A 22174-nucleotide genomic window follows, 5' to 3' on the forward strand; every position below is an offset into this window, starting at 1 on the left:
TCGAGGCCATCATGGGCAAGTCGCAATTGGAAAGACCCCGGATTGTGATCGTCGGCGGCGGAGCCGGCGGACTGGAGCTTGCGACGCGCCTCGGCGACAAATACGGACGCAAGGGCAAGCTCGACGTCACGCTGATCGAGCGAAACCGTACCCATGTGTGGAAGCCGAAGCTGCACGAGATCGCAGCCGGCAGCATGGATATCTCGGCTCACGAGGTCGATTATCTCGCGCAGTCCTATTGGCACGGCTTCCGCTACCGCATCGGCGAGATGATCGGGATCGACCGTGACAAGCGCCAGGTCCTGGTCGCGCCCTATCTCGATTCCGAAGGCCGGGAGGTCACTCCGAAACGGGCCTTCGACTATGACGTCCTCGTGATGGCCGTCGGAAGCCAGAACAACGATTTCGGCACGCGCGGCGTCGCCGATCATGCGATCAAGCTGGAATCGCAGCTCGATGCGCGGCGGTTCCACGAGCGTATGGTCACCGCCTGCATTCGCGCCCATGCCCAATCGGCGCCGCTGGCAATGCACCAGCTGAAGGTCGCGATCATCGGTGCCGGGGCCACCGGTGTCGAGCTGGCCGCCGAGCTCCACAGGACGACGCGGGAGGTGGTGGCGTATGGCCTCGACCAGGTCGATCCGCACAAGGACATCAGGATCACCTTGATCGAAGCCGCCGATCGAGTGCTTCCTGCTCTGCCCGAACGGGTCTCGAAGGAGACGGAGAAGCTGCTCGCCAGGCTCGGGGTCAATGTGCTGACCGGCGCCAAAGTCTCCGAGGTTGGTTCCGACCGCGTGAGCCTGACAGACGGCCGGACCATCCCCGCCGAACTGATCGTCTGGGCGGCTGGGGTCAAGGCGCCAGACTTCCTGAAGGATATCGCCGGCCTCGAGACCAATCGCATCAATCAGCTGGTGGTGCGGCCGACATTGCAGACGACGCGGGACGACGGCATCTTTGCCATCGGCGATTGCTCGGCCTGCGCATGGGGCGAGCGCGGCAGCGTCCCGCCGCGCGCGCAGGCGGCGCATCAGCAAGCGTCCCATCTCTATTCGCAGATCCCGCGCTATCTTCGGGGCGAGCCGCTGAAAGACTATCGCTACCGGGACTTCGGATCGCTGGTATCGCTCGGCGAATTCAGCACGGTCGGCTCGATGATGGGGGCGCTTGTTGGCGGCAGTCTGGTGTTCGAAGGCATGTTCGCACGGATGATGTACCTGTCGCTCTACAAGATGCACGAACATGCGCTGCATGGTTCGACCAAGGTCGTGCTCGATACGCTGGCCCGTCTGATCACCCGGCGCACCGAGCCGCATGTGAAGCTGCATTGACACGCTTTTGAGCCAATTACGAGATGTTGCCTGGGACGGGGAGGGATGTTGATGGACGCCGTGTTCCTTGCGCGCATGCAATTCGCCGCCAACATAACCTTCCATATTCTGTTCCCGTCGATTTCGATCGCGCTCGGCTGGATGCTCCTGTTCTTCAGGTTCAAGTACCTGCGCGCGACCGATCCGCAGCAGAAGCGCGACTGGCTCCGCGCCTACCGTCAGTGGACGAAGGTGTTCGCCCTGACATTCGCGCTCGGTGTCGTCAGCGGCGTCACCATGAGCTTCCAGTTCGGAACCAACTGGCCGGGCTACATGGAGCGCGTCGGCAATATCGCCGGCCCGCTACTCGGCTATGAGGTGTTGACCGCGTTCTTCCTGGAGGCGGGCTTCCTCGGCGTCATGCTGTTCGGCCATCGGCGCGTCGGCGAGATCGTTCACCTCGGTGCGACCATCCTGGTCGCGTTCGGCACGCTGATGAGCGCCTTCTGGATCCTGGCTCTCAATTCGTGGATGCAGACGCCTGCCGGTTACGAGATCGTCAACGGGCAGTTTCATGCGCGCAGCTGGCTGGAGATCGTCTTCAATCCCTCGTTCCCGTATCGCCTGGTCCATATGGTGCTCGCATCCGTGCTGACCTGCGCATTCCTGTTAATCGGGATCAGCGCCTGGCAGCTGCTGAAAGGCGTCGCGACCACCAGTGCGTCACGCGTGCTGCGCACCGGGCTGATCCTGGCCGCGCTGGCGGCGCCGGCACAGATGGTGGCGGGCGATTTCCACGGGCTCAATACGCTCAAGCATCAGCCGCAGAAGATCGCGGCGGTCGAGGGCATTTGGGAAACCACGCGAGGCGCGCCGCTCCTGCTGTTCGCCATCCCCGATGACGCGGCGAGAACGAACCATTTCGAGCTGGCGGTGCCGAAGCTCGCGAGCCTGATTCTACGGCACGATTCGGACGGGGAGCTCAAGGGGCTGAACGAGTTTCCCTCGGCTCATCCGCCGGTCCTGCCCTTGTTCTGGTCGTTTCGGATCATGGTGGGCACCGGCATATTGATGCTTCTCGTCAGCTGGGTCGGCCTGTGGTGGCATTGGCGCGATGGCTGGGATTTCGCCAGAGTGCCGCGGCCGATGCTGCGGATGTTCGCGGTCATGACCTTCGCCGGCTGGGTGGCGACCATAGCCGGATGGTATGTCACGGAAATCGGCCGCCAGCCCTTCATCGTGTCCGGTCTCGTTCGAACCGCTGATGTCGCTTCCCGGGTGCCTTCGTCGAGCATCGCGGTGACCCTCTCCGTCTATGTCGCGCTCTATCTGGCGCTGCTCGCGGCCTATATCGGCGTGCTCAAATACCTCGCCGAGACCGCCGATAAGAAGCCGTACGCAAGTACGTCGGCCGCCGTGCCGGGGGAGCCGAAGCCATATCAGCGCGAGGGAGAATTCGCATGACCTCGATGTCATTCGACGAGCTGCTGCCGCTGATCTTCATCGGGCTGATGGGGGTGTCGCTGCTCGTCTACGTCGTGAGCGACGGATACGATCTCGGGGTCGGCATGCTGATGCACCGGGCGACGCCCGAGGAGCGGGATACGATGGTCGCATCGATCGGTCCGTTCTGGGACGCCAACGAGACTTGGCTCGTGCTTGGTGTTGGCCTACTCCTGATTGCCTTCCCCAAGGCGCACGGGCTGGTGCTGTCGGAACTGTACCTGCCGACCACGCTCATGCTGGTCGGACTGATCTTGCGCGGCGCAGCCTTCGATTTCAGGGTCAAGGCCAAAGCCAGCCGGAAGGTGATGTGGGACCGCCTGTTCATCGCGGGCTCAATGCTTGCCTCCGTCTGTCAGGGATGGATGCTTGGCCGCTATATCAGCGGTTTTGGCCAGGGCTGGAATTATCCGATCTTTGCCGGGGCCATCGCGGTCGCGCTGCCGATGGCCTACGCGTTGCTCGGCGCCACGTGGCTGGTGATGAAGACGGATGGCGCGCTGCAAGGCAAGGCGATTGCGTGGAGCAAGATCGCCTGGCCGCCGATGGTCCTCGGCCTGATCCTGATTTCGATGGCAACGCCGTGGATCAGCGAGACCGTTCGTGCGCGCTGGTTCACCTTGCCGGCAATCATTGCCGTGGCATCGATTCCGGTAACCGCGGGGATCGCGCTCGTGACCGTGCGCGTGGTGCTCGGCTCGTCCGCCGTGCGCGGCGCGCTCTGCTGGTTGCCGTTTGCCTTGCTCGTGCTGGTCTTCCTGCTGAGCTTTCTCGGCCTCAGCTACAGCATCTATCCCTTCGTGGTGATCGACAGGCTCACGGTATGGGAGGCTGCCAGCAGCCCGGATTCGCTCAGGATCATCCTGATCGGGGTCTGTCTCACGCTGCCCGTCATCGTCGCCTATACTGGATTTTCCTATCGCGTATTCCGGGGCAAAACCATAGAGTTGGACTATGCGTGAGCCATCGTTTGCCATGGCCGACGCTCCTCGGTTGGTCCTGGTTCGCAAGATGACGGAGATTCCATTCCCGGTGACCATCAAAGGGAGGTCTGAAGTCGGTTCGGCTGCGTCCAGCTCCATGCGTTGGCTTGTTCGCGGAATAGCGGCTCTCGCCTTGGTTACAGCCGCTTCGTGGCTCGGATACGCCCTGGCGTTCCAGCGGGGACTTGACCATTTGCACGTTGCCGCCCAGCAGCGGCTTGCGGTGGAGGCTGCCAGGCTCGACGGTTATCTCTCCCGATTTGAATATTTGCCGTCGCTGCTCGAGACCTCGCCAAGCGTCTTCAAGTTGCTTGGCGCTCCCGCCGATCCCGCGCTGCAACAATCGGTCAGCCTGTACCTGAAGTCGATCAATCTGCTTGCTGGGGCTGACAATCTTTACGTTCTGAGCGTCTCCGGCGAAGCCTTGGCCGCGGCCGACTTCGAGGATCCCGGTACGCCGGTCGGCCGCAATCTTTCATATCGTCCCTATGTGAGCGAGGCCCTTGCGCGCGGCCGGGGTGCGTTTTTCGGTGTTGGCATCACCAGTGCGCGCGCCGGCTATTATCTGTCCTATGCCCTGAAGGACGGCGGAGTCACCAAGGGGATCGCAACCGTCAAGATCAATCTGGATTCGTTCGAACGCGGATGGCGCGATCTTGCCGGCGATGCACTTCTCGTCGACCAACGGGGCGTGACGATACTCGCCTCCCGCGACGCGTGGCGCTATCGCCCGATGGCGCCGCTGTCGCTCGAGATGCTCGACGATATTGCGCGGTCCAAGCCTTATGCGGACTACAATCTGACACCACTCGATTGGACCGTCGTCGCTCGGCCGGAAGACGGTAGCGCGCGCGTCGCGACCGGGAACGGAACGGCCTATACGGTCAGCGAGCTTCCGATCAATCGGGGCCTCTGGAAGCTCGTCCTCCTTGATGACGAGGCGCCGATCCGGCAGACCGCGCTGATTATCTGCACGCTGTCGGGGCTTGCCTCCGTCGCTGCCTTGCTGGCGCTGGGGCTCGTGGTGCAGCGGCGCAGAGCGATCAGGCAACGGCTGGCCAATCAGGCCGCGTTGCAGGCGGCGCACGACATGCTCGAGACCAGGGTGCAGGAACGAACCGCCGAGCTACGCGCGGCGCAGGATGAGCTGGTCCATGCCGGCAAGCTGGCCGCCCTCGGACAGATGTCGGCTGGAATTGTGCATGAACTGAATCAGCCCTTGGCTGCGCTGCAGACTGCTGCCGACAACGCTGTTCTGCTCGTCGATCGCGGGTCGATCGCCGATGCCCGCAGCAACCTCACCCGGATCGGCGAGCTGGTACGCCGGCTCGGGCGGCTGACCGGCCAGCTCAGGGTTTTCGCCTACAAGTCTAGCAGCCCCCTTGGCGCGACATCGGTTGAACAAGCCATGAGCGAGACGCTCAAGATATTCGCCGCGCGCATCAAGGAGAGCGGCGTTCGCGTCGCCACGACGATCGAGGCCGACCTCAGCGTCGTTGCCGACCAGACGAGGCTCGAGCAATTGCTATGCAACATCGTGGCGAATGCGCTGGATGCCGTCGAGGGCGCCGAACGAAAGTCGATTGTGATTGGGGCGGCCAGGGAGGAGGGGCACGCTGCTCGCTGCCGCATCGCGATCAGCAATAGCGGGCCCGCGATCGCCCCCGATGTCCTCAGGCGCATGTTCGAGCCATTCGTGACGACCAAGCCGGCGGGCAAGGGCCTCGGTCTTGGCCTGATGCTGTCCAACCACATCGCGCGTTCTTTTGGCGGCGAATTGCATGGGCGAAATCTTCCTGATGGCGCCGAATTTGTCGTGACCCTTCCATTGGCCGAGATGACAGAGGCGACGTCGCATGGGCGATGACCAATCCATTGGCGTGATTTACGTCGAGGACGACGAGGATGTCCGCATCGGCGGCGTTCAGGCCCTCGAGCTTGCGGGGTTCTCGGTCGCAGGCTTTGCCTCGGTCGAGACCGCCAACGCATCCGTGCGCGCCGACATGCCCTTTGTCGTGGTCTGCGACGTGCGGCTGCGCGGCAAGAGCGGGCTTGATTGGCAGGCCGATCTGCGCAGGCTGGATCCGGACCTGCCCGTGATCCTGATCACCGGACACGGCGATATCTCGATGGCCGTGCAGGCGATGCGAAACGGTGCCTACGACTTCATCGAGAAGCCGTGCTCGTCGGAGCAACTCGTATCCGTCGTACGGCGGGCGGCCGAGAAGCGGCGCCTCACTCTTGAGGTTCGCTCGCTGCGGTCCGCGCTGTCGGATCGCCAGGGAATCGAGGCGAGCCTGCTCGGCCGGTCGCCGCAGATCCAGGAAGTGCGCAGGCTGGTCTCCACCCTGGCCTCGACCAATGTGGACGTGACGATCTACGGCGAGACCGGCACCGGCAAGGACGTGGTCGCGCGTTGCCTGCACAATCACAGCGGGCGGCGCGCCGGCAACTACGTCGCCGTCAATTGCGGCGGCCTGCCGGAGTCGCTGGTCGAGAGCGAGCTGTTCGGCCACGAAGTCGGAGCCTTCACCGGAGCCACCCGCCAGCGCATTGGCAAGATCGAGTATGCCAATGGCGGAACGCTGTTCCTCGACGAAATCGAAAGCATGCCGCTGAGCGTTCAGGTGAAGTTGCTCCGCTCGTTGCAGGACCGGTCGATCGAGCGCGTCGGAACCAACAAGCCGATCTCGGTGGATTGCCGGGTGGTCGCCGCGAGCAAGACGAACTTGTTGGAGCTGAGCGAAAAGAAGCTGTTTCGTGCCGATCTCTATTACCGCCTCGGTGTCGCTTTCATCGAGCTGCCCCCGCTTCGCGAGCGCCGCGAAGACATTCCCCTGTTGTTCGAGCATTTCACGCTGGACGCCGCCAGGCGGTTCGAGCGTGATGCGCCGATCTTGGACGAGCAGACGATGTCCGCTCTGCTGGCCTATTCCTGGCCCGGCAATGTACGCGAGCTGCGCAACGTCGCCGACCGCTTCGTGCTGGGTGTCCTCGACGGCAAGGCCATCAACAAATCCGGGTTTGGCACGTCGGATCCGTCGTTGCCGCGACAGCTCGAGAACATCGAGCGATCGATCATCGAGGATGCGCTGCGGCGCAAGCAGGGCGACGTGCAGGCAACCGCGACGCTCTTGGGCATCCCGAAGCAGACCTTGTACGACAAGATCAAGCGTCTCGCCGTGAACGTCGACGGCATCCGCGAGGGCTCGGTCGTTCGCGCGGGAAACTGACGTTTCGAAGCGACGGTGCCATGCAGGCAGGCAGATGTGGCATGCGCACGGCGAAGAATGAAGAGGGCGCCGAATAGAAGCCGCCCCCGGTCGAAACGCAATACATCATCCTGGGTGCAGAGTGAGGGAAGTCCAATGGATCGGCCATTCAATATGCCTGATGAGTTCGTCGACGCGTTCGCGAAGGCGGGCGCGAGCCTGTGGCGATCGCTGGGATGGCCGACAAGCGATGAACGCGACGGCGCGGCGATAACCCCGTCTCTGGCGTCGTCGGGACGAATCGTCGAGTTGCAGGCCGACTATCTGAAGGGCCTGTACCAACTCACGGAGCACTTCATGACATCCGCGGCAGGAGGGCAGGGCAATGGGGGCGTCGAACCGGTGCGCGGCGACCGCAGGTTCAGCAGCACGGAGTGGCGGGAGACTCCGCTCTACAGCCTGTTGAAGCAATCCTATTTGTTGAATTCGCGCTACTGCACCGCCTTCGTCGAAGCCCTGGATATGGACGAAAAGGGAAAAAATCGGCTGCGCTTCTTCACGCGCCAACTCGTCGAAGCGATGAGCCCGACCAATTTTATCGGCACCAATCCGGATGTGATCAAGCTTGCGACCGATACCGATGGTCAGAGCCTCAAGACCGGCCTGGACAATCTGGTGGCGGATCTGGGCAAGGGCAATTTGACGATCACGGACGAGACCGCATTCGAGGTCGGCAAGAACGTCGCGACGTCCAAAGGCGCGATCGTGTTCGAGAACGAGCTGTTTCAGCTCATTCAGTACGAGCCGGCAACCGAGCAGGTGGCCGCACGGCCCCTGTTGATCGTGCCGCCGTGCATCAACAAGTTCTACATCCTGGACCTGCAGCCGGCCAATTCCTTCGTCCGGTTTGCCGTTGAGCACGGCCAGACCGTGTTCGTGGTGTCCTGGCGCAATCCCGACGCGTCCTGCGGGCATTTTGGCTGGGACGACTATGTCGAGCACGGTGCGATGCGCGCTATCGAGATCGTCCAATCGATCGCGGGAGCCGACAAGATCAATGTTGTCGGCTGGTGTGTCGGAGGCACTATCCTGTCGTCGGCGCTCGCGATCCTGCGGACTCGCGGCGACGAAAAGGTCGCCAGCGTCACCCTGCTGACCACCATGCTCGATTTCCGCGAGCCGGGCGATCTCGGCGTGTTCGTGGACGAAGAGAGCGTGCGACAGCGCGAATTGACGATCGGAAATGGTGGCATCTACCGCGGCGCGGAGCTGGGATTCGTCTTCCAGACCCTGCGTTCGAAAGAATTGATATGGCCGAATGTGATCAACCATTATTTGAAGGGAAAGCCGCCCGAGCGCTTCGATCTCCTGTTCTGGAACGCAGACGTAACCAATCTGCCTGGCCCGATGTATTGCTGGTATATCCGCAATATGTATCTGGAGAACAATCTCCGCGAGCCCGGCAAGTTGATGATGTGCGGCACGCCTGTCGATTTGGGGCAGGTCGATTTACCGGCCTATGTCCTGGCAACCGTCGAGGACCACATTGTGCCATGGCGATCCGCCTACCGGACGACAGGCTTGTTCGGGGGCGATACGCGCTTCGTCCTCGGCGCGAGCGGACACATTGCCGGCGTAATCAACCCGGCATCGAAGAACAAGCGGAGCTATTGGGTTTCGGACGAGCGATGCGAGGATCCGGCAACATGGCTGGCGGGTGCGGAAGAGAAGCCGGGCAGCTGGTGGAACGACTGGATCGGCTGGCTCAAGCCGCAGTCGGGAGAGCAGCTACCGGCGCGCGCGCAGCTCGGAAGTAACCTCTACCCGCGTGGCGAACCGGCGCCCGGCCGGTACGTGAAGGCGAAGGCGAACTGAAGGTCGAGCCTGCAAGCTGGCTGCCTTACGGACTCGAGTGGGAATGGCATCCGGGATCGCTCGGCTTCAGTGACGAGCACGTTCAAGACATGCTATGGTCGCTCGGATCTGGGAATTGGAAGCGAAGCCCGTTTAAGAACTTTTCTATTGTCTCTAGTCGGATATCGCTTGCCGGAGCTGGCTCAAGCTTGCCCATGATGGATTGGAGCGAGAGTTTAAGTTTCTCAAACAGTTAGTGGGCGGCGTGTGCACCGGGAGATCAAGAAAAATCTCATAACAGCCAATGCCAGCAGGGCTTCCCGACGTGGGTAGGGGCATCATTGGTCGGCGTAATGCCGATCTACGATTTTTTGGCCAGGGCACGGAAGCGACGCTTGCCGGCACGCGCAAGACGAAAGGCGCGGTGGGCAGCGAGCACAGGGACAATCTGATTCAAGCGGACATTTGTTAGCGCCATGTCTGCGCGCTTGATCTGACTTGGACGTCACTCGGGTAGAGCGGAAGTCTGCGCGACCTTCGAAGAAGACAGGCGACTAGCCCTTACGTGAAATGCTGCGCAGTGCCGTGCGAAAACGCACTTGGGACGATGTATCGAGTAAGCAGATAGGTGAGTTCGTCCGAGGCCGTCCCAGTGCTGGGTCGCGCCACAAGCTCTATCTTGAGTGCGGCAAACCGAATGGGCCAGGCGCGCCGTCGCCATAAAAAATCGCTATGGCGGCAGACCGCAGTCGTGCTTCCCCCACACGCGGGCGTAAATCTATTTTTTACCGTCGGCCGAAGCAAAAAATTCTAAGCGCAAGATCAAAAACGCGGCGGACTTAGCAGATGCACAAATCTTGGCAGCAGCGGAGCGGGGAAATGACGATTGACGTGAGCCGGCGGGGATTTTGCATCGGAACCGCCCTGATTGGCCTTCAGGCCATTTCCTCCGGTGCGTTCGCGCGAAGCGAAGACGGCACGGTCAAGCTCGGCCTTGTTGCGCCGATGAGTGGTCCGAATGCGCGATACGGCGCGTTTTCGCTGCGCGGCGCAGAGATGGCGGCGAAAGAGATCAACGCAGCCGGAGGCGCGGGCGGGCGCAAAATCAAGGTCCTGCCGGCGGACAGCCAGGGAACACCGGTCGAAGGTGTTTCGGCGACCCGGCGTCTGATCGATCAGGACCAGGTCGACTACATCATCGGCGACGTTTCCAGCTCGGTTACGCTGGCGATGCAGCCGGTCGCCGAGGACGCGGGCGTCCTTCTCCTCAACGCGGCTTCGTCGAACCCGATGATCACCTACAAGGCGGGCGTCGGTGGCTTCAAATGGACCTTCCGCAATTATCCGACGGACGAGAACCGTGCGCTGATCGTGCTGCAGTATGCCGCCGAGAAGAAGGGCTTTACGAAATACGCCGTCCTCTCGGTCGACACCGATTACGGGCGCGCGGCGATCGCCTTCACCAAGAAGTACCTGCCTCGCTTCAACAGCCAGATCCTGACCGAGGACTACTATAAGGAAGGTGAAGTCGATTTCCGCAGCGTGCTTTCCAAGATCCGCGATTCCGGCGCGCAGGCCATCATCATGTATGGCAACGCAGATACGACGCCCATCGTCGGACGCCAGATGATCGAAGGCGGGATCGCCGGCAAGATTCCACTGATCGGGAATGCCGAGTTCAATACGGCAAGCACGATCAAGGCGGCGCCGAAGGCGCTCGAAGGGGCGATCGAGGCGGCGGCCTGGCTTCCGGCGTACGATTCCCCGAAAAGCAAGGCCTTCGTCGAAAAATTCATCGCCGAGTACGGCGAGGCGCCGAACAATCATGCCTACGTGCACTGGGAGACGGTGCATCTGCTGGCCAAGGCGATCGAGCAGGCCAACAGCATTGACCGCGAGAAGGTCCGGGCTGCACTCTCGGCAATTCACTATGAGAGCGCGGTCGGAGAGGTGACCTTCGATGACCATAACCAGGCGCGCTTGCCCATGATTCTGCTGGAGATCGAGAAGGGCAAGCCCGTCATCAAGGGCACCTTTACGGGCGAGATCGACTATCCCAAGTAGGCCCAAACGGAACGGTCAGGCGCATGTTCTACACGGTCGTCGAGCAGGTCATTAACGGCATCGTCTCCGGATCGGTTTATGCGATCGTTGCCGTCGGCATGACGATGATCTTCGGCGTCCTGCGGGCGATCAACTTCGCCCATGGCGAATACTACATGCTCGGTACCTTCGGGGCATGGTTCGCCATCGACTATTTCGATTTGCCATATCCGGTGGCGGTGGTGATCGGTGTGGTGGCGACTGCATTGATCGCGGTCGTCGTCGGCAACTTCGTGATGCAACGGATCGTGGGGGCGCCGGCCGAAGCCGGCGTCCTTGCGACACTCGGTGTCGCGCTGATCCTCCAGAACACGACCATTCTCCTCTTTGGCGGCAGCTACAAGTTCTTCTCGGGCGGCTATATCGAGCCCGTGAGCATCTTCGGATTCACGCTGGCCGAACAGCGAATCCTGATCCTGCTCGTTGGCCTCGTCGTGTTCATCGGCCTCGAATTGATGGTCACCTATAGCCGCATGGGGAAGGCGATGCGTGCGGTGTCGCAGAACATCGAGTGCTGCGCCGTCGTCGGCATCGATGTTCGCCACATTGCGCTGTGGACGTTCATTATCGGCGCCTCCCTTGCGGCTCTCTCAGGCGTGCTGACCGCGCCGGTGAATGTCAGCGTCTACGGCGGCATGGGTGAGCTCATCACGTTCAAGACGCTGCCCATCATCATCATGGGCGGCCTTGGCAATGTCCGCGGCACGTTCATCGCGGCGATGATCCTGGGTATCGCGGAAAGTCTGGTCGCGACCTATGTCGGCCTGCAATTCCGCGACACCGTGGGGTTTGCGACCCTGATGCTCGTCTTGATGTGGCGTCCGCACGGGCTGTTCTCCGCCCAGGCACGCTTTTAACCGAGGTAGTCGCAGTTGTCCGAGATCGTGCGAGGGCCCAACATGACACCAGCCGAACTCCCATTGCCAGTGACGGCGCGGGATCTTCGACTTCCGTTCGGTGTCGCGCTGATCGCCCTCGCATGCATCGCGCCGCTCTTCCTCGGGAACTATCCGCTGCATGCGCTGATCATCGCGCTGATCTTCCTGCTGCCCGCGCACGGACTTAACCTGCTGCTCGGCTATACCGGGCTCTTATCGCTCGCGCAGGCGGCGTTCTTCGGCATCGGCGCCTATGCGTCCGCGCTGCTGGCGGTGCATTTCGGCACGCCGTTCTATGTGAACTTCCCGGCGGCCGGGATCGCCGCCGGCGCCATCGCGCTGCCGCTCGGCGTTCCCGCATTGAGGCTGCGCGCTACGTCCTTCGTGATGTGTACGCTCGGCTTCGTCATCATCGGCCAGGCCATCGCCAAGAACTGGATCAGTCTGACGCGGGGCGACATGGGCCTCGCCGCCATTCCAAAACCTTACTTCGCGCTGGGCCCGGCCTCGTTCACGGTCTCGGGGACAGTGGGTTTTTACTATCTGGTCCTCGCTATCGCTGCGATCGCGACACTGATTGTCTACCTCATTGTCCGGTCGCCGGCGGGCCGGAATATGATCGCCATTCGCGAGAACGAGACCCTGGCAGAATCCGTCGGCATCCCGACGTGGCACTACAAGCTGCTGGTCTTCATGATCAGCGCCGCCTTTGCCGGCTTCGGTGGCAGCCTCTATGCACATTACCTCACCGTGGTCAGCCCACTCACTTTCCAGATGTATTATTCGACCACGATGCTGATCATCGTTCTCGGGGGAGGGGCAGGGACCATTTCGGGCGTTATCTTCGGCAGCCTGCTGTTCGTCGGCCTCACCGAAGCCCTCCGCGTTGCGCCCGAGCTGCGCATGATCGCTTACGGCTTCTTCCTGCTCGGTCTCGTGTTCTGGTTCCCGAGCGGCTTCGCGCCCCTCATCGGCCGCTTCTGGTCGTTCCTGGAGAGGCGTAAATGACCGGCCTTCCCATCCTCGACATCTCCGGCCTCTGCAAATCCTACGGTGCGGTCCGCGCGGTGGACGCGGTCGATCTCCACGTCGAGCGCGGCGAGATCTGCGGCCTGATCGGCCCGAACGGCTCGGGCAAGTCGACGTTCTTCGATTGTGTGACGGGACTTGCGAAGCCCAACGCGGGAGCGGTGAAGCTGGATGGCCAGGACATCACCGGCTGGTCCCTGAACGACATCGCGCGCGAAGGCCGCATGCTGCGTTCGTTCCAGAAGACGGTCGTGTTCAGCGCCCTTGATATCGAGGAAAACCTGGTCATCGCGGGCCAGATGTTCACCTTTCCCGGTATTCTGTCGACGTTCGGGATCGGTGCGGCGGCGCGCAACCGGGTCGCGGCACTGCGGGAGCGGGCCCGCGAGTTGATCAAGATCGCGGGTCTGTGGGACGTGCGTTTTCAGCCCGCCGGCAAGCTGTCGGGCGGCCAGCAGAAGCTGATCCAGTTCGCCTCGATGCTGATGCCGGAGCCGAAGCTGATCCTGCTTGACGAGCCGATGGCCGGCATCAACCCCAAGCTCATCGAACGCGTCGTCGACAGCATCCGGCTTGCCAACACGTCATTCGGCGTCAGCTTTCTGATCATCGAGCACAACATCGACGTGGTCACGAGCCTCTGCAAGCGCGTGGTCGTGCTCGATCAGGGACGCAAGCTCGCGGAGGGAACGCCCGACGAGATTGTCCGGAACCAGGCAGTACGGGAGGCCTATCTCGGTGGCTGAACCCTCTCTCTCGATCAAGGGACTGCGCGCGGGCTATGGCTCGCTCGACATCCTCAATGGCGTCGATCTCGACGTGCCCCAGGGGCAGTTCGTCGCCCTAATGGGCCCGAACGGCGCAGGCAAATCGACACTGCTCAAGACGCTCTATGGCATGACCACCGTCAAAGGAGGCAGCATCAACTGGCGGGGCAAGGACATCAGCGCCTTCAAGTCCCGCGCGATCCTGGCCGAGGGCATTTCCTGGGTCCCACAGGGGCGCTGCAATTTTCCGGTCATGACGGTCGACGAGAATCTCCAGATGGCCGCCTACACTTTGCGCGATGCCAAAGTGAAGGCGGAGCGGGATTATGTCTACGACCTCTTTCCGATCCTGAAGACGCGCCGCAATACGCTGGCGGGAAACATGTCCGGCGGCGAGCAGCAATTGCTCGAGGTGGCGATGGCGGTGCTGCAGCGACCCAAGATCCTGCTGGTCGACGAGCCCTCGGTCGGCCTTTCTCCCACGGCCATCGGCATCGTCTTCGACGAGCTGTTGCGCATCAATGCCGCCGGGCAGACCATTCTGCTCGTCGAGCAGAACACCAAGAAGGCCATGGCGGTCGCCCAACGCGCCGTCATCCTGCGCCTCGGCAAGGTGATCTGGGACGGTCGGCCCGCGGATATCACGCATGACGAGTTGGGCGAGTTGTTCCTGACCGGCCGCATGCGCGGCGAAACCGACGTCGAACACTGACGTCATCTGCAACGCGAAGGACCACAAAAGTGACGATTTTCGTGCCCGCCGCGCGGGTCTCCCGCATCAAGATCTCACCGACGACAGCGGCTTCCGCGCGGGTTCGTGAACTGAAGGCAGCAGGTCGTGACATCATCGATATGGCGATCGGCGAACCGGACTTCGATACCCCTGATAACGTCAAGGCCGCCGCGCATGAGGCGATCGACCGGGGGGAGACGAAGTACACTGCGGTGAACGGCACCGTCGCCCTGCGCAAGGCGATCATTGGCGATTACAAGCGGCGCCTCGGGCTCGATTATGCCGACAACGAAATCTGCGTCGGCGGCGGCGCCAAGCAGATTCTGTTCCTGGCGCTGATGGCAAGCGTGGAGGAGGGGGCGGAGGTCATCATTCCAGCGCCCTACTGGGTCTCCTATCCCGACATGGTCATCGCCAATGACGGCAAGCCCGTTATCGTGCGCTGCTCCGAGAACCAGGGATTCAAGCTGACGGCGGACGCGCTCGAGGCCGCCATCACACCGCGCACGCGCTGGCTCATCCTCAATGCGCCGTCGAACCCGACGGGAGCGGCCTATTCGCGATCGGACCTGGAGGCGCTGGGCGCCGTCCTGCTGCGGCATCCCAACGTGTTCGTGCTGTCCGACGATATCTATGACCAGATCTGGTATCGCGACGAGCCCGCAACCACCCTCGCAGCGGCCGTGCCGGCCCTGAAGGAGCGCATTCTCCTCACCAATGGTGTTTCCAAGACCTACGCAATGACCGGCTGGCGGATCGGCTATGCGGCGGGCCCTGCGCCGCTGGTTGCGGCGATCAACAAGCTGCAGTCGCAGATGTCGTCATGCCCCTCGTCGATCAGCCAGGCCGCCGCAGCCCATGCGCTCACCAGCGATCAATCCTTCGTCCGCGAGAGCGTCAAGCTCTACAAGGAGCGGCGCGATTATGCCTGCGCGCGGCTGAACGCGACACCCGGCCTGTCGTGCCTCGTTCCGGATGGGGCTTTCTATCTCTACCCAGGCTGCGCTGGCGTGATCGGCAAGACGACGCCGGGCGGGAAGGTCATCGAGAACGATCTCGATTTCGTCCTCTATCTGCTCGACGATGTCGGCGTCGCTGCCGTGCAGGGCGCAGCCTATGGACTGTCACCCTATTTCCGCCTGTCGATCGCGACGTCGATGGAGGCCATCAAGGAGGCCTGCGACCGCATCGAGAAGGCGTGCAAGGCGCTTCGCTGAACGCCCGACCTTGCAAAGAATCTCATTGAAATCAACGACCTAGATAGAGGATATTGCCAGCCTAGGCACACCGAGGGGCAGCGTTCCGTACACATGAGCGTCGATTTCAGGAAGCTGAAGAGCTTTGTCAAAGTCGTCGACGCCGGCAGCGTTTCCCGGGCGGCCGGTCTATTGCGGACGGCGCAGCCCGCGCTCTCGCAGCAGATCGCCGCCCTCGAAAGCCACTTCAAGCACAAGCTGCTGCTGCGCAGCAATCAGGGCATCGTCCCAACCGAAGCAGGCCTCATCCTCTATCGTCACGCACAATTGCTGCTCAAGCAGATCGAGCAGGCGCAGATCGACATCGACCAATCGACAAAAGCACTGGCTGGGCGTGTCTCCATCGGGCTTGCGACCTATTCGGCCTCCAGCACGCTGTCGTTGCCGTTGCTCAAGGAGATGTCGAGGCTTCACCCCCAGATTATCGTTCATATCAACGACAGCTTCGGCCACGTGCTCAGCGAGCTCATCATGACCGGCAAGATGGACATGGCCATGATCTACGGGTCCGGTCCGATCAAGGGCGTGAAGCTCCAGCCCCTGTTCCGGGAAGAGCTGTATCTGGTGTCGCGCGCGGATCCGGAAACGAAGAAATCGAGAGATGAGCCGCTGCAGCTTTCGGCACTCGCCGACGTCAAGCTGCTGCTGCCCAGCCAGGGGCATTTCCTGCGCCGGCTGATCGACGAATCCTTAGGCCGTGCAAGGGTGACGCCGAACGTCGTGTCCGAGATCGAATCCGTGTCCGCGCTGGGCGCAGCGGTTACGGAGGGGCTCGGCTCGACAATCTTGCCGGCGTCGGTCGCAGCGAGCGCGTCGAGCTTTGCCGGCGTCGAAGTTCGGCGGCTTGTCCGCCCGGCGATCGAGGCCACCGTTTCGCTGTGCGTGTCCGATCACCTACCGCTGTCGGAGCCGGCGCTGGCTACGCGATCAGTGCTTCTGACCGTGGTCGAGAAGCTGATGCGCAATCATCCCCGGGGCATTCGAGCGGTCTAGTCTCAAATCCGGGCTGCTTCGACGACGCGAGCCCCATGTGCTTAAGGGCAGTGCTGCGTTCTCGATGCCATAAACAAAACCTATGGCGGCAGACTGGAGTTGTGGTGGCCGGCCGCGACTGCATTTCTTACCCTCAAAACCATCTTGGAATCCGCATTTGACCCCATGCCCTGATCGCAAGGTCAGCAGGGAAAAATTCGACGGACCAGCGTCGTCTAGAAGGCGATCGCTTCGAGGAAAAAGATGGCCAAGCTTGCATTCGATACCGGCGGGACCTTCACCGATTTCGCGCTTCTCGACGACACCGGCGAATTGCATCTGCACAAAGTCCTGAGCACGCCGACTAATCCGGCCGAGGCGGTCGTCCGCGGCGTGTCCGAACTGCTCGAGCAGTTCGGTGACGTCATCGATCTTGACAAGCTTCAGGTGCTAGGGGCAACCACCGTTGTTACCAACGCGGTGCTCGAACGCAAGGGCGTCAAGACCGGCTTCATCTCGACGGCCGGTTTCCAGGACATGCTGCGGATCCGCAACGAGGGACGCTACGATCTCTACGATCTGAACCTCAAATATCCCGATCCGCTGGTGACGCGGGCCGACAGCTATGGTGCGGTCGAGCGCATTTCGGCCGATGGCGACATCGTCACGGCATTGAAGGAGGAAACGGTTCGGGAGATTGCCAGCCGGCTGCGCGACGAAGGCATCAAGTCCGTCGCCGTCTGCCTGCTTCACGCCTATAAATATCCGACCCACGAGCAACGCATCGCAGCGCTCTTGCGGGAAGAGAACCCCGACATCTTCGTCTCGCTGTCCTCTGAGGTGTGCCCGGAGGTTCGCGAGTTCGACCGGGCCTCGACCACGGTCGTCAATGCCTACACGCGCCCGCAGATGTCGGGCCACGTCGCGCATCTCGAGCATGAATTCGCCGCCAAAGGCATCAATCGCCAGGTTTTGTGGATGACCTCGTCCGGCGGTCTTGTGCCGAGCCGTCGCGCCGCCGAGCTGCCCGTGCGTCTGATTGAGTCGGGACCGGCGGCGGGCGCCGTCGCAGCGGCCGAGTTCGGCCGCATTGCGGGCGAGGGTAGTGTGCTGTCCTTCGATATGGGCGGTACCACCGCGAAGCTGTGCCTGATTCCAAATGGCGAGCCGACGGTCGGAACCGATCTCGAAGTCGCGCACTATCACCGCTTCCGCAAGGGCTCTGGCTTTCCGCTGAAAATCCAGTCGATCCGCATGATCGAGATCGGCGCCGGCGGCGGCTCTATCGCCGCCAAGAACCCACTCGGCCTGCTCGATGTCGGCCCGCGCTCGGCTGGCGCGCTACCCGGCCCCGCCGCCTATCAGCGCGGCGGCACCGAGCCGACGGTGACCGACGCCGACATTCTGCTCGGCTATATGGGGACAGAGTCCTTCGTCGGCGGCTCCTTCAAGGTCTCGAAGGATGCGGCTGAGGCGGCAATGGCCAAGCTCGCGGCGTCGCTGGACGTCAGCGTGCCGCGCTGCGCGTGGGGTATCCACGACCTCGTCAACGAATCCATGAGCAAGGCGGCCGCGGTACATGCGACCGATCTCGGCGTCGATCCGCGCAGCCTGCCGATGGTGGCTTTCGGTGGTGCGGGTCCGGTGCACGCCTACGGCATCGCGCGCAAGCTCGGCATCAAGCGTGTAATCTGCCCGACCGGCGCCGGCGTCACGTCGGCGATCGGGCTGCTCATCGCGCCGGTCGCAGTCGATCTGTCCGCGAGCTTCCCGATGCAGCTCGACGTTTGGGATTTCGCCACCATGGATCGCCTGCTCGGCGAGCTCACGGCGCAGGGCGCGGAAGTCGTCACCGCAGCTGGCGTCGCACCCGAGACGATCACTAACACCTATACGGTCGACATGCGCCATGTCGGCCAGGGCCACGAGATCACGGTTGCGCTGCCGGATCGCAATCTCCCCGCAAACCAATTCCTGGAGCAACTGCTCGCCAACTTCTACAAGCTGTACCGCGAGCTGTTCGGCCGCACTGTTGCCGGTTCGTCCGTGGAGGTCATCACCTGGCGCCTGCGCTCCAGCGGCGAGAAGGATCAGGTCACGCGACCGCACAGCAGGGAAGCTGCCCAGGCCAAAAAGGGCGCGCGCTCGGTCTTTTTCAACGAGCTCGGCGGTTACACCGAGACCCCGGTCTACGACCACTACAAATTGCCTATCGGCGCGGAAATCCAGGGCCCGGCCATCGTCGAGCAGCGCGAGTCGACCGCGGTCGTTGGACCGAGCGGCCGGGCTCACGTCGATGCTCACGGCAATCTCGTCATCAACATCGCCTAGAGGACGCCGCGCATGTCCGTGAATGCAGCCGATTTCAACGATCCCATCAACCTTCAGGTGATGTGGAATCGCCTGATCTTCATCGCCGACCAGGCCGACATCGTTCTCGGGCGCACAGCGTTCTCGCCCATCGTGCGCGAGAACCACGACTACGTGACCGTGTTGCTCGACAGCCGTGGGCGGGCGCTCGCCCAGTGCACCTGGTCAATCCCCGTGTTCATCACGTCGCTGCCGATGGCCGCGCAGAAATACTTTCTGCCGAAGTTTCCGCCGGAAAGTCTGCAAGAAGGCGACGTGCTCGCCACCAACGATCCCGAGATCGGCACTGGTCATCTGCCCGACGTGACCATGATCACCCCGATATTCAGGAAGGGCAAGGTCGTGGCCTATGCGGGCTCGATCGCCCATCTGCCCGATGTCGGCGGCCGCCCGTTGCACTCCGAGGCCAGCGACATCTTCGAGGAAGGCATTCGCTTTCCCATTGTGAAGCTGCACAAAGCCGGCGTTCCCAACAAGGACGTGCTGGACATCATCGCTGCGTCCGTCCGCCTCCCGACCGAAGTGATGGGCGACCTCGAATCCATGGTCGCTGCCAACAACGTCATGGGACGCGAGCTCGTCAAGTTCCTAGACGAGTACGGTCTCGATGGCATCGACGAGCTCGCCGATGCCATCCATACGCGATCCGAAGCGCAGACGCGCAAGGCTATCAGGCAATGGCCGAAAGGGACCTATTCGGCCGAAGTGCTGCTCGACGGTTACGACACGGATGTGAAGCTCAAGGCGTCGGTCATCGTCCGCGACGACTCCATTCATGTCGACTATGCCGGTACCTCCGATCAGATCCTCCATTCTATCAACTGTCGCACCAATTATCGCTACGCCCACTCGGTCTATGCGCTGAAGTGCCTGCTCGACCCCGACACCCCGAATAACGAGGGCTGCATTACGCCGATTACCGATGAAGCACCGCTCGGCTCTATCCTCAACCCGGAGCAATGGACCGCCGGAAATTCGCGAAACCTGATCGGCCACGTGATCCCGTCGCTGATCTTCAAGGCGCTGGAGGGTGTCGTGCCAAGCCTCGTGATGGGCGATAGCGGCGGCGCGCCGATCTGGGCTGCGAACTGCGTCGGGCAGCGCGACAACGGCTCGCAATACAGCTCCGTCCAGAATTTCCACGGCGGACAGGGGGCTCGTGCCGCGTACGATGGTTTGGACACCCTGAGCTTCCCGTCGAACTGCAAGGTGACGGCGGTCGAAATGTTCGAAATCGCCGTCCCGGTTCTCACAGAATGCAAGGAGCTGATTCCGGATTCTGGTGGCGCGGGCAAGAGCCGTGGTGGCCTCGGCCAGCGCGTCGTGCTGCGCAATCGCGGACGCAATCCGATGAGCATTTATCTCGCCTCCGAGCGGGTACGTCATCCCTGCTTCGGCGTCGTGGGCGGCCAATCCGGCAGCGCCGGCAAGGTGACCAAGAATGGCGAACCACAGTTCCCCAAGGGCAAGGTCGTTCTCAGGACCGGCGATCGGCTGGAGGTCGAGACGCCGGGTGGTGGTGGCTGGGGGCAAACAAGTGAGCGTAGCCCTGCAGCGATCGAGCTCGATCTGGCAGAAGGGTTGATTACGCCGGCGGCAGCGAGGCAGACTTACGGCTATCGACGCTCAAGTCTGGCAGCGACCGCTGCCGAATAGAGGTACGTAATGGGCCTGCTCGACGGAAAGATCGCGCTCATCACGGGCGCAGGTACGGGAATCGGCCGAGAGACCGCGATCCTATTGGCGCAGGAAGGCGCGACGGTCGTCCTGACTGGCCGCCGGATCGGGCCGCTGCAGGAGGTCGTCGCAGAGATCGAGAAAGCAGGCGGCAAGGCCGTTGCCCGTGCGCTCGATGTCGCCTCGCGGGAGGAGATCTTGGAGACGGTCGGCTGGGTCAAGAACAATCTCGGGCCTTCAGATATCCTCGTTAACAATGCCGGGAGCGCCAGCAGAGTGCTGAACGCGCGGTTCATCAGCGAGGAAGAATGGAATGCCACGGTGAACGTCAACCTCACCGCCGTATTCAACCTGACGCAGGCCGTCCTCGAGGACATGATCGCCCGCAAGGAAGGCACGATCATCACCGTCTCCTCGTTGGCGGTCGTCAATCCGAACCTGCTCGGTGGCGCTGCCTACGGCGCGGCCAAGGCGGGCGTGAAAAATTTCATGACCTTCCTGCACAACACCTACCGCAACCAGGGCATTCGCGCGACGACGATCCTGCCCGGTGAGACCGATACGCCGATCATGAACAATCGCGCGCGTCCGCCGGCGGAAAGCGAACGGGCGATGATGCTCAATCCGCACGACGTCGCGCGCGCGGTGCTGCTTTGCGCCAGCCTGCAAAAGGGCGCCGTGATCCCCGAACTGCACATCTGTCCGACCTTCATGCGCGACACCTCTGCGGACATCGAGATGGCCCGGTGGGTCGGGTCGCCGGAAGGCCTGGAAGACAAGCCGAAGAGTTAGAAAGGATTTCCCATGAACGGCGCCAAACTGCGCGAGCGTCTCGCTAGGGGCGAGGCGGTCACCATGCTCACGCCCCACCACGCGTCGTCGGGACTGGCGGTTCGCCTGGTCGAGCTTGGCGCAGATGCCATCTTCGTCGATTGCGAGCACGGCACCTGGAGCTTCGAGGATGTGCGCGTCACCGCGCAGGCCATTCGCGGGGCGCGTGGTGCGGCTATCGTTCGACCGCACTCACACGAGCGTCCGCTCCTGATCCGCTATCTCAACGCCGGTGCCGACGGCCTGATGGTTCCGATGGTGGATACCGCGGACCAGGCGCGCGCCATCGTCGACGCCGTCCGCTACGCCTGTCCCGCCGACCACGAGAAGCGGTTGATCATCGCGATGATCGAGACCCCGAGCGCGATCGACAACATCGACGAGCTGCTCGCGGTGGACGGGATTGACGTGTTCTTCATCGGGCCGGGCGATCTGTCCCAGAACATGGGCTATCCGCCGGCGCCCCCGTTTGGCCAGCCGCGGCCAGCGGCGGTAACTGAGCGCGTCGGCTTTGTCGTCAAGAAGATTCGCGCCGCAGGCAAGGTCGCCGGCACGCTGGTGACCTCGGACGAACTGCCGTCCTGGCTAGAGCAGGGTGTACGCTATTTCTACATTCATTCCGATCCTTTTCTTCGCGTTGGTTTGGCCGGCGTGAAGAAGCTGCTCGGTCGGTAGCTGCGTCCACCACCACCC

The 22174-nt window shown here is 62.4% G+C and carries 17 protein-coding genes; all 17 read left to right on the forward strand.

All coding sequences use genetic code 11. The annotated features are described in order from the left end of the window. Positions 1-11: 11 nt before the first annotated feature. Positions 12-1334: an NAD(P)/FAD-dependent oxidoreductase gene (locus ACV1FX_RS02060; protein WP_473115980.1), complete on the forward strand. Its 1323-nt coding sequence runs from the start codon at positions 12-14 to the stop codon at positions 1332-1334. Positions 1335-1385: 51 nt separating this feature from the next. Further along, positions 1386-2777 carry a cytochrome ubiquinol oxidase subunit I gene (locus tag ACV1FX_RS02065; protein ID WP_473115851.1) on the forward strand — a complete coding sequence of 464 codons (1392 nt, stop codon included), beginning with the start codon at positions 1386-1388 and terminating at the stop codon, positions 2775-2777. Continuing rightward, positions 2774-3778 (forward strand): cytochrome d ubiquinol oxidase subunit II, encoded by a 1005-nt coding sequence (locus tag ACV1FX_RS02070; RefSeq protein ID WP_473115852.1) that lies wholly within the window; start codon positions 2774-2776, stop codon positions 3776-3778. Before ACV1FX_RS02065 ends, ACV1FX_RS02070 begins: the two co-directional genes overlap by 4 nt. A gap of 214 nt (positions 3779-3992) precedes the next feature. Continuing rightward, entirely contained in the window at positions 3993-5666 is a 1674-nt protein-coding gene (locus ACV1FX_RS02075) for a sensor histidine kinase (protein WP_473115853.1), read from the forward strand. Further along, positions 5656-7032, forward strand: a complete 1377-nt coding sequence (locus ACV1FX_RS02080; protein WP_473115854.1) for a sigma-54-dependent transcriptional regulator — start codon at positions 5656-5658, stop codon at positions 7030-7032. The genes ACV1FX_RS02075 and ACV1FX_RS02080 overlap by 11 nt, the downstream gene beginning before the upstream one ends. Before the next feature lie 135 nt (positions 7033-7167). Then, a complete protein-coding gene (locus tag ACV1FX_RS02085) occupies positions 7168-8886 on the forward strand; it encodes a PHA/PHB synthase family protein (RefSeq protein WP_473115855.1) in 1719 nt (572 codons plus the stop codon). Positions 8887-9744: 858 nt separating this feature from the next. Beyond that, positions 9745-10929 carry an ABC transporter substrate-binding protein gene (locus tag ACV1FX_RS02090; RefSeq protein ID WP_473115856.1) on the forward strand — a complete coding sequence of 395 codons (1185 nt, stop codon included), beginning with the start codon at positions 9745-9747 and terminating at the stop codon, positions 10927-10929. Between the two features lie 23 nt (positions 10930-10952). Next, positions 10953-11825, forward strand: a complete 873-nt coding sequence (locus ACV1FX_RS02095; RefSeq protein ID WP_473115857.1) for a branched-chain amino acid ABC transporter permease — start codon at positions 10953-10955, stop codon at positions 11823-11825. A 42-nt stretch (positions 11826-11867) separates the two neighbouring features. Further along, on the forward strand, positions 11868-12854 hold the full coding sequence (locus ACV1FX_RS02100; RefSeq protein ID WP_473115858.1) for a branched-chain amino acid ABC transporter permease: 987 nt from the start codon (positions 11868-11870) through the stop codon (positions 12852-12854). Further along, positions 12851-13621: an ABC transporter ATP-binding protein gene (locus ACV1FX_RS02105; RefSeq protein WP_473115859.1), complete on the forward strand. Its 771-nt coding sequence runs from the start codon at positions 12851-12853 to the stop codon at positions 13619-13621. The genes ACV1FX_RS02100 and ACV1FX_RS02105 overlap by 4 nt, the downstream gene beginning before the upstream one ends. Next, positions 13614-14354: a branched-chain amino acid ABC transporter ATP-binding protein gene (locus ACV1FX_RS02110; protein WP_473115860.1), complete on the forward strand. Its 741-nt coding sequence runs from the start codon at positions 13614-13616 to the stop codon at positions 14352-14354. The genes ACV1FX_RS02105 and ACV1FX_RS02110 overlap by 8 nt, the downstream gene beginning before the upstream one ends. Before the next feature lie 29 nt (positions 14355-14383). Beyond that, positions 14384-15592, forward strand: coding sequence for an aspartate transaminase (locus ACV1FX_RS02115; protein WP_473115861.1), 1209 nt, complete (start codon positions 14384-14386; stop codon positions 15590-15592). 93 nt (positions 15593-15685) lie between these two features. Further along, positions 15686-16624, forward strand: coding sequence for a nitrogen assimilation transcriptional regulator NAC (gene nac, locus ACV1FX_RS02120; protein ID WP_473115862.1), 939 nt, complete (start codon positions 15686-15688; stop codon positions 16622-16624). A gap of 243 nt (positions 16625-16867) precedes the next feature. Beyond that, the gene (locus ACV1FX_RS02125) at positions 16868-18934 is read left to right on the forward strand and encodes a hydantoinase/oxoprolinase family protein (RefSeq protein ID WP_473115863.1); all 2067 of its coding nucleotides are present in this window, start codon (positions 16868-16870) and stop codon (positions 18932-18934) included. 12 nt (positions 18935-18946) lie between these two features. Next, positions 18947-20629, forward strand: coding sequence for a hydantoinase B/oxoprolinase family protein (locus ACV1FX_RS02130; RefSeq protein WP_473115864.1), 1683 nt, complete (start codon positions 18947-18949; stop codon positions 20627-20629). A gap of 9 nt (positions 20630-20638) precedes the next feature. Further along, positions 20639-21442 carry an SDR family NAD(P)-dependent oxidoreductase gene (locus ACV1FX_RS02135; RefSeq protein ID WP_473115865.1) on the forward strand — a complete coding sequence of 268 codons (804 nt, stop codon included), beginning with the start codon at positions 20639-20641 and terminating at the stop codon, positions 21440-21442. Between the two features lie 12 nt (positions 21443-21454). After that, positions 21455-22156 carry an HpcH/HpaI aldolase family protein gene (locus ACV1FX_RS02140; protein ID WP_473115866.1) on the forward strand — a complete coding sequence of 234 codons (702 nt, stop codon included), beginning with the start codon at positions 21455-21457 and terminating at the stop codon, positions 22154-22156. Positions 22157-22174: the final 18 nt, after the last annotated feature.

It is taken from the genome of Bradyrhizobium ingae (assembly GCF_055791185.1).

Bases quoted from the DNA above. Each gene is read 5' to 3' on its own strand.
- ACV1FX_RS02125 (WP_473115863.1), top strand. From the start codon at position 16,868: ATGGCCAAGCTTGCATTCGATACCGGCGGGACCTTCACCGATTTCGCG.
- ACV1FX_RS02080 (WP_473115854.1), top strand. From the start codon at position 5,656: ATGGGCGATGACCAATCCATTGGCGTGATTTACGTCGAGGACGACGAG.
- nac (WP_473115862.1), top strand. From the start codon at position 15,686: ATGAGCGTCGATTTCAGGAAGCTGAAGAGCTTTGTCAAAGTCGTCGAC.
- ACV1FX_RS02095 (WP_473115857.1), top strand. From the start codon at position 10,953: ATGTTCTACACGGTCGTCGAGCAGGTCATTAACGGCATCGTCTCCGGA.
- ACV1FX_RS02130 (WP_473115864.1), top strand. From the start codon at position 18,947: ATGTCCGTGAATGCAGCCGATTTCAACGATCCCATCAACCTTCAGGTG.
- ACV1FX_RS02135 (WP_473115865.1), top strand. From the start codon at position 20,639: ATGGGCCTGCTCGACGGAAAGATCGCGCTCATCACGGGCGCAGGTACG.
- ACV1FX_RS02105 (WP_473115859.1), top strand. From the start codon at position 12,851: ATGACCGGCCTTCCCATCCTCGACATCTCCGGCCTCTGCAAATCCTAC.
- ACV1FX_RS02140 (WP_473115866.1), top strand. From the start codon at position 21,455: ATGAACGGCGCCAAACTGCGCGAGCGTCTCGCTAGGGGCGAGGCGGTC.
- ACV1FX_RS02070 (WP_473115852.1), top strand. From the start codon at position 2,774: ATGACCTCGATGTCATTCGACGAGCTGCTGCCGCTGATCTTCATCGGG.
- ACV1FX_RS02085 (WP_473115855.1), top strand. From the start codon at position 7,168: ATGGATCGGCCATTCAATATGCCTGATGAGTTCGTCGACGCGTTCGCG.
- ACV1FX_RS02065 (WP_473115851.1), top strand. From the start codon at position 1,386: ATGGACGCCGTGTTCCTTGCGCGCATGCAATTCGCCGCCAACATAACC.
- ACV1FX_RS02100 (WP_473115858.1), top strand. From the start codon at position 11,868: ATGACACCAGCCGAACTCCCATTGCCAGTGACGGCGCGGGATCTTCGA.
- ACV1FX_RS02060 (WP_473115980.1), top strand. From the start codon at position 12: ATGGGCAAGTCGCAATTGGAAAGACCCCGGATTGTGATCGTCGGCGGC.
- ACV1FX_RS02090 (WP_473115856.1), top strand. From the start codon at position 9,745: ATGACGATTGACGTGAGCCGGCGGGGATTTTGCATCGGAACCGCCCTG.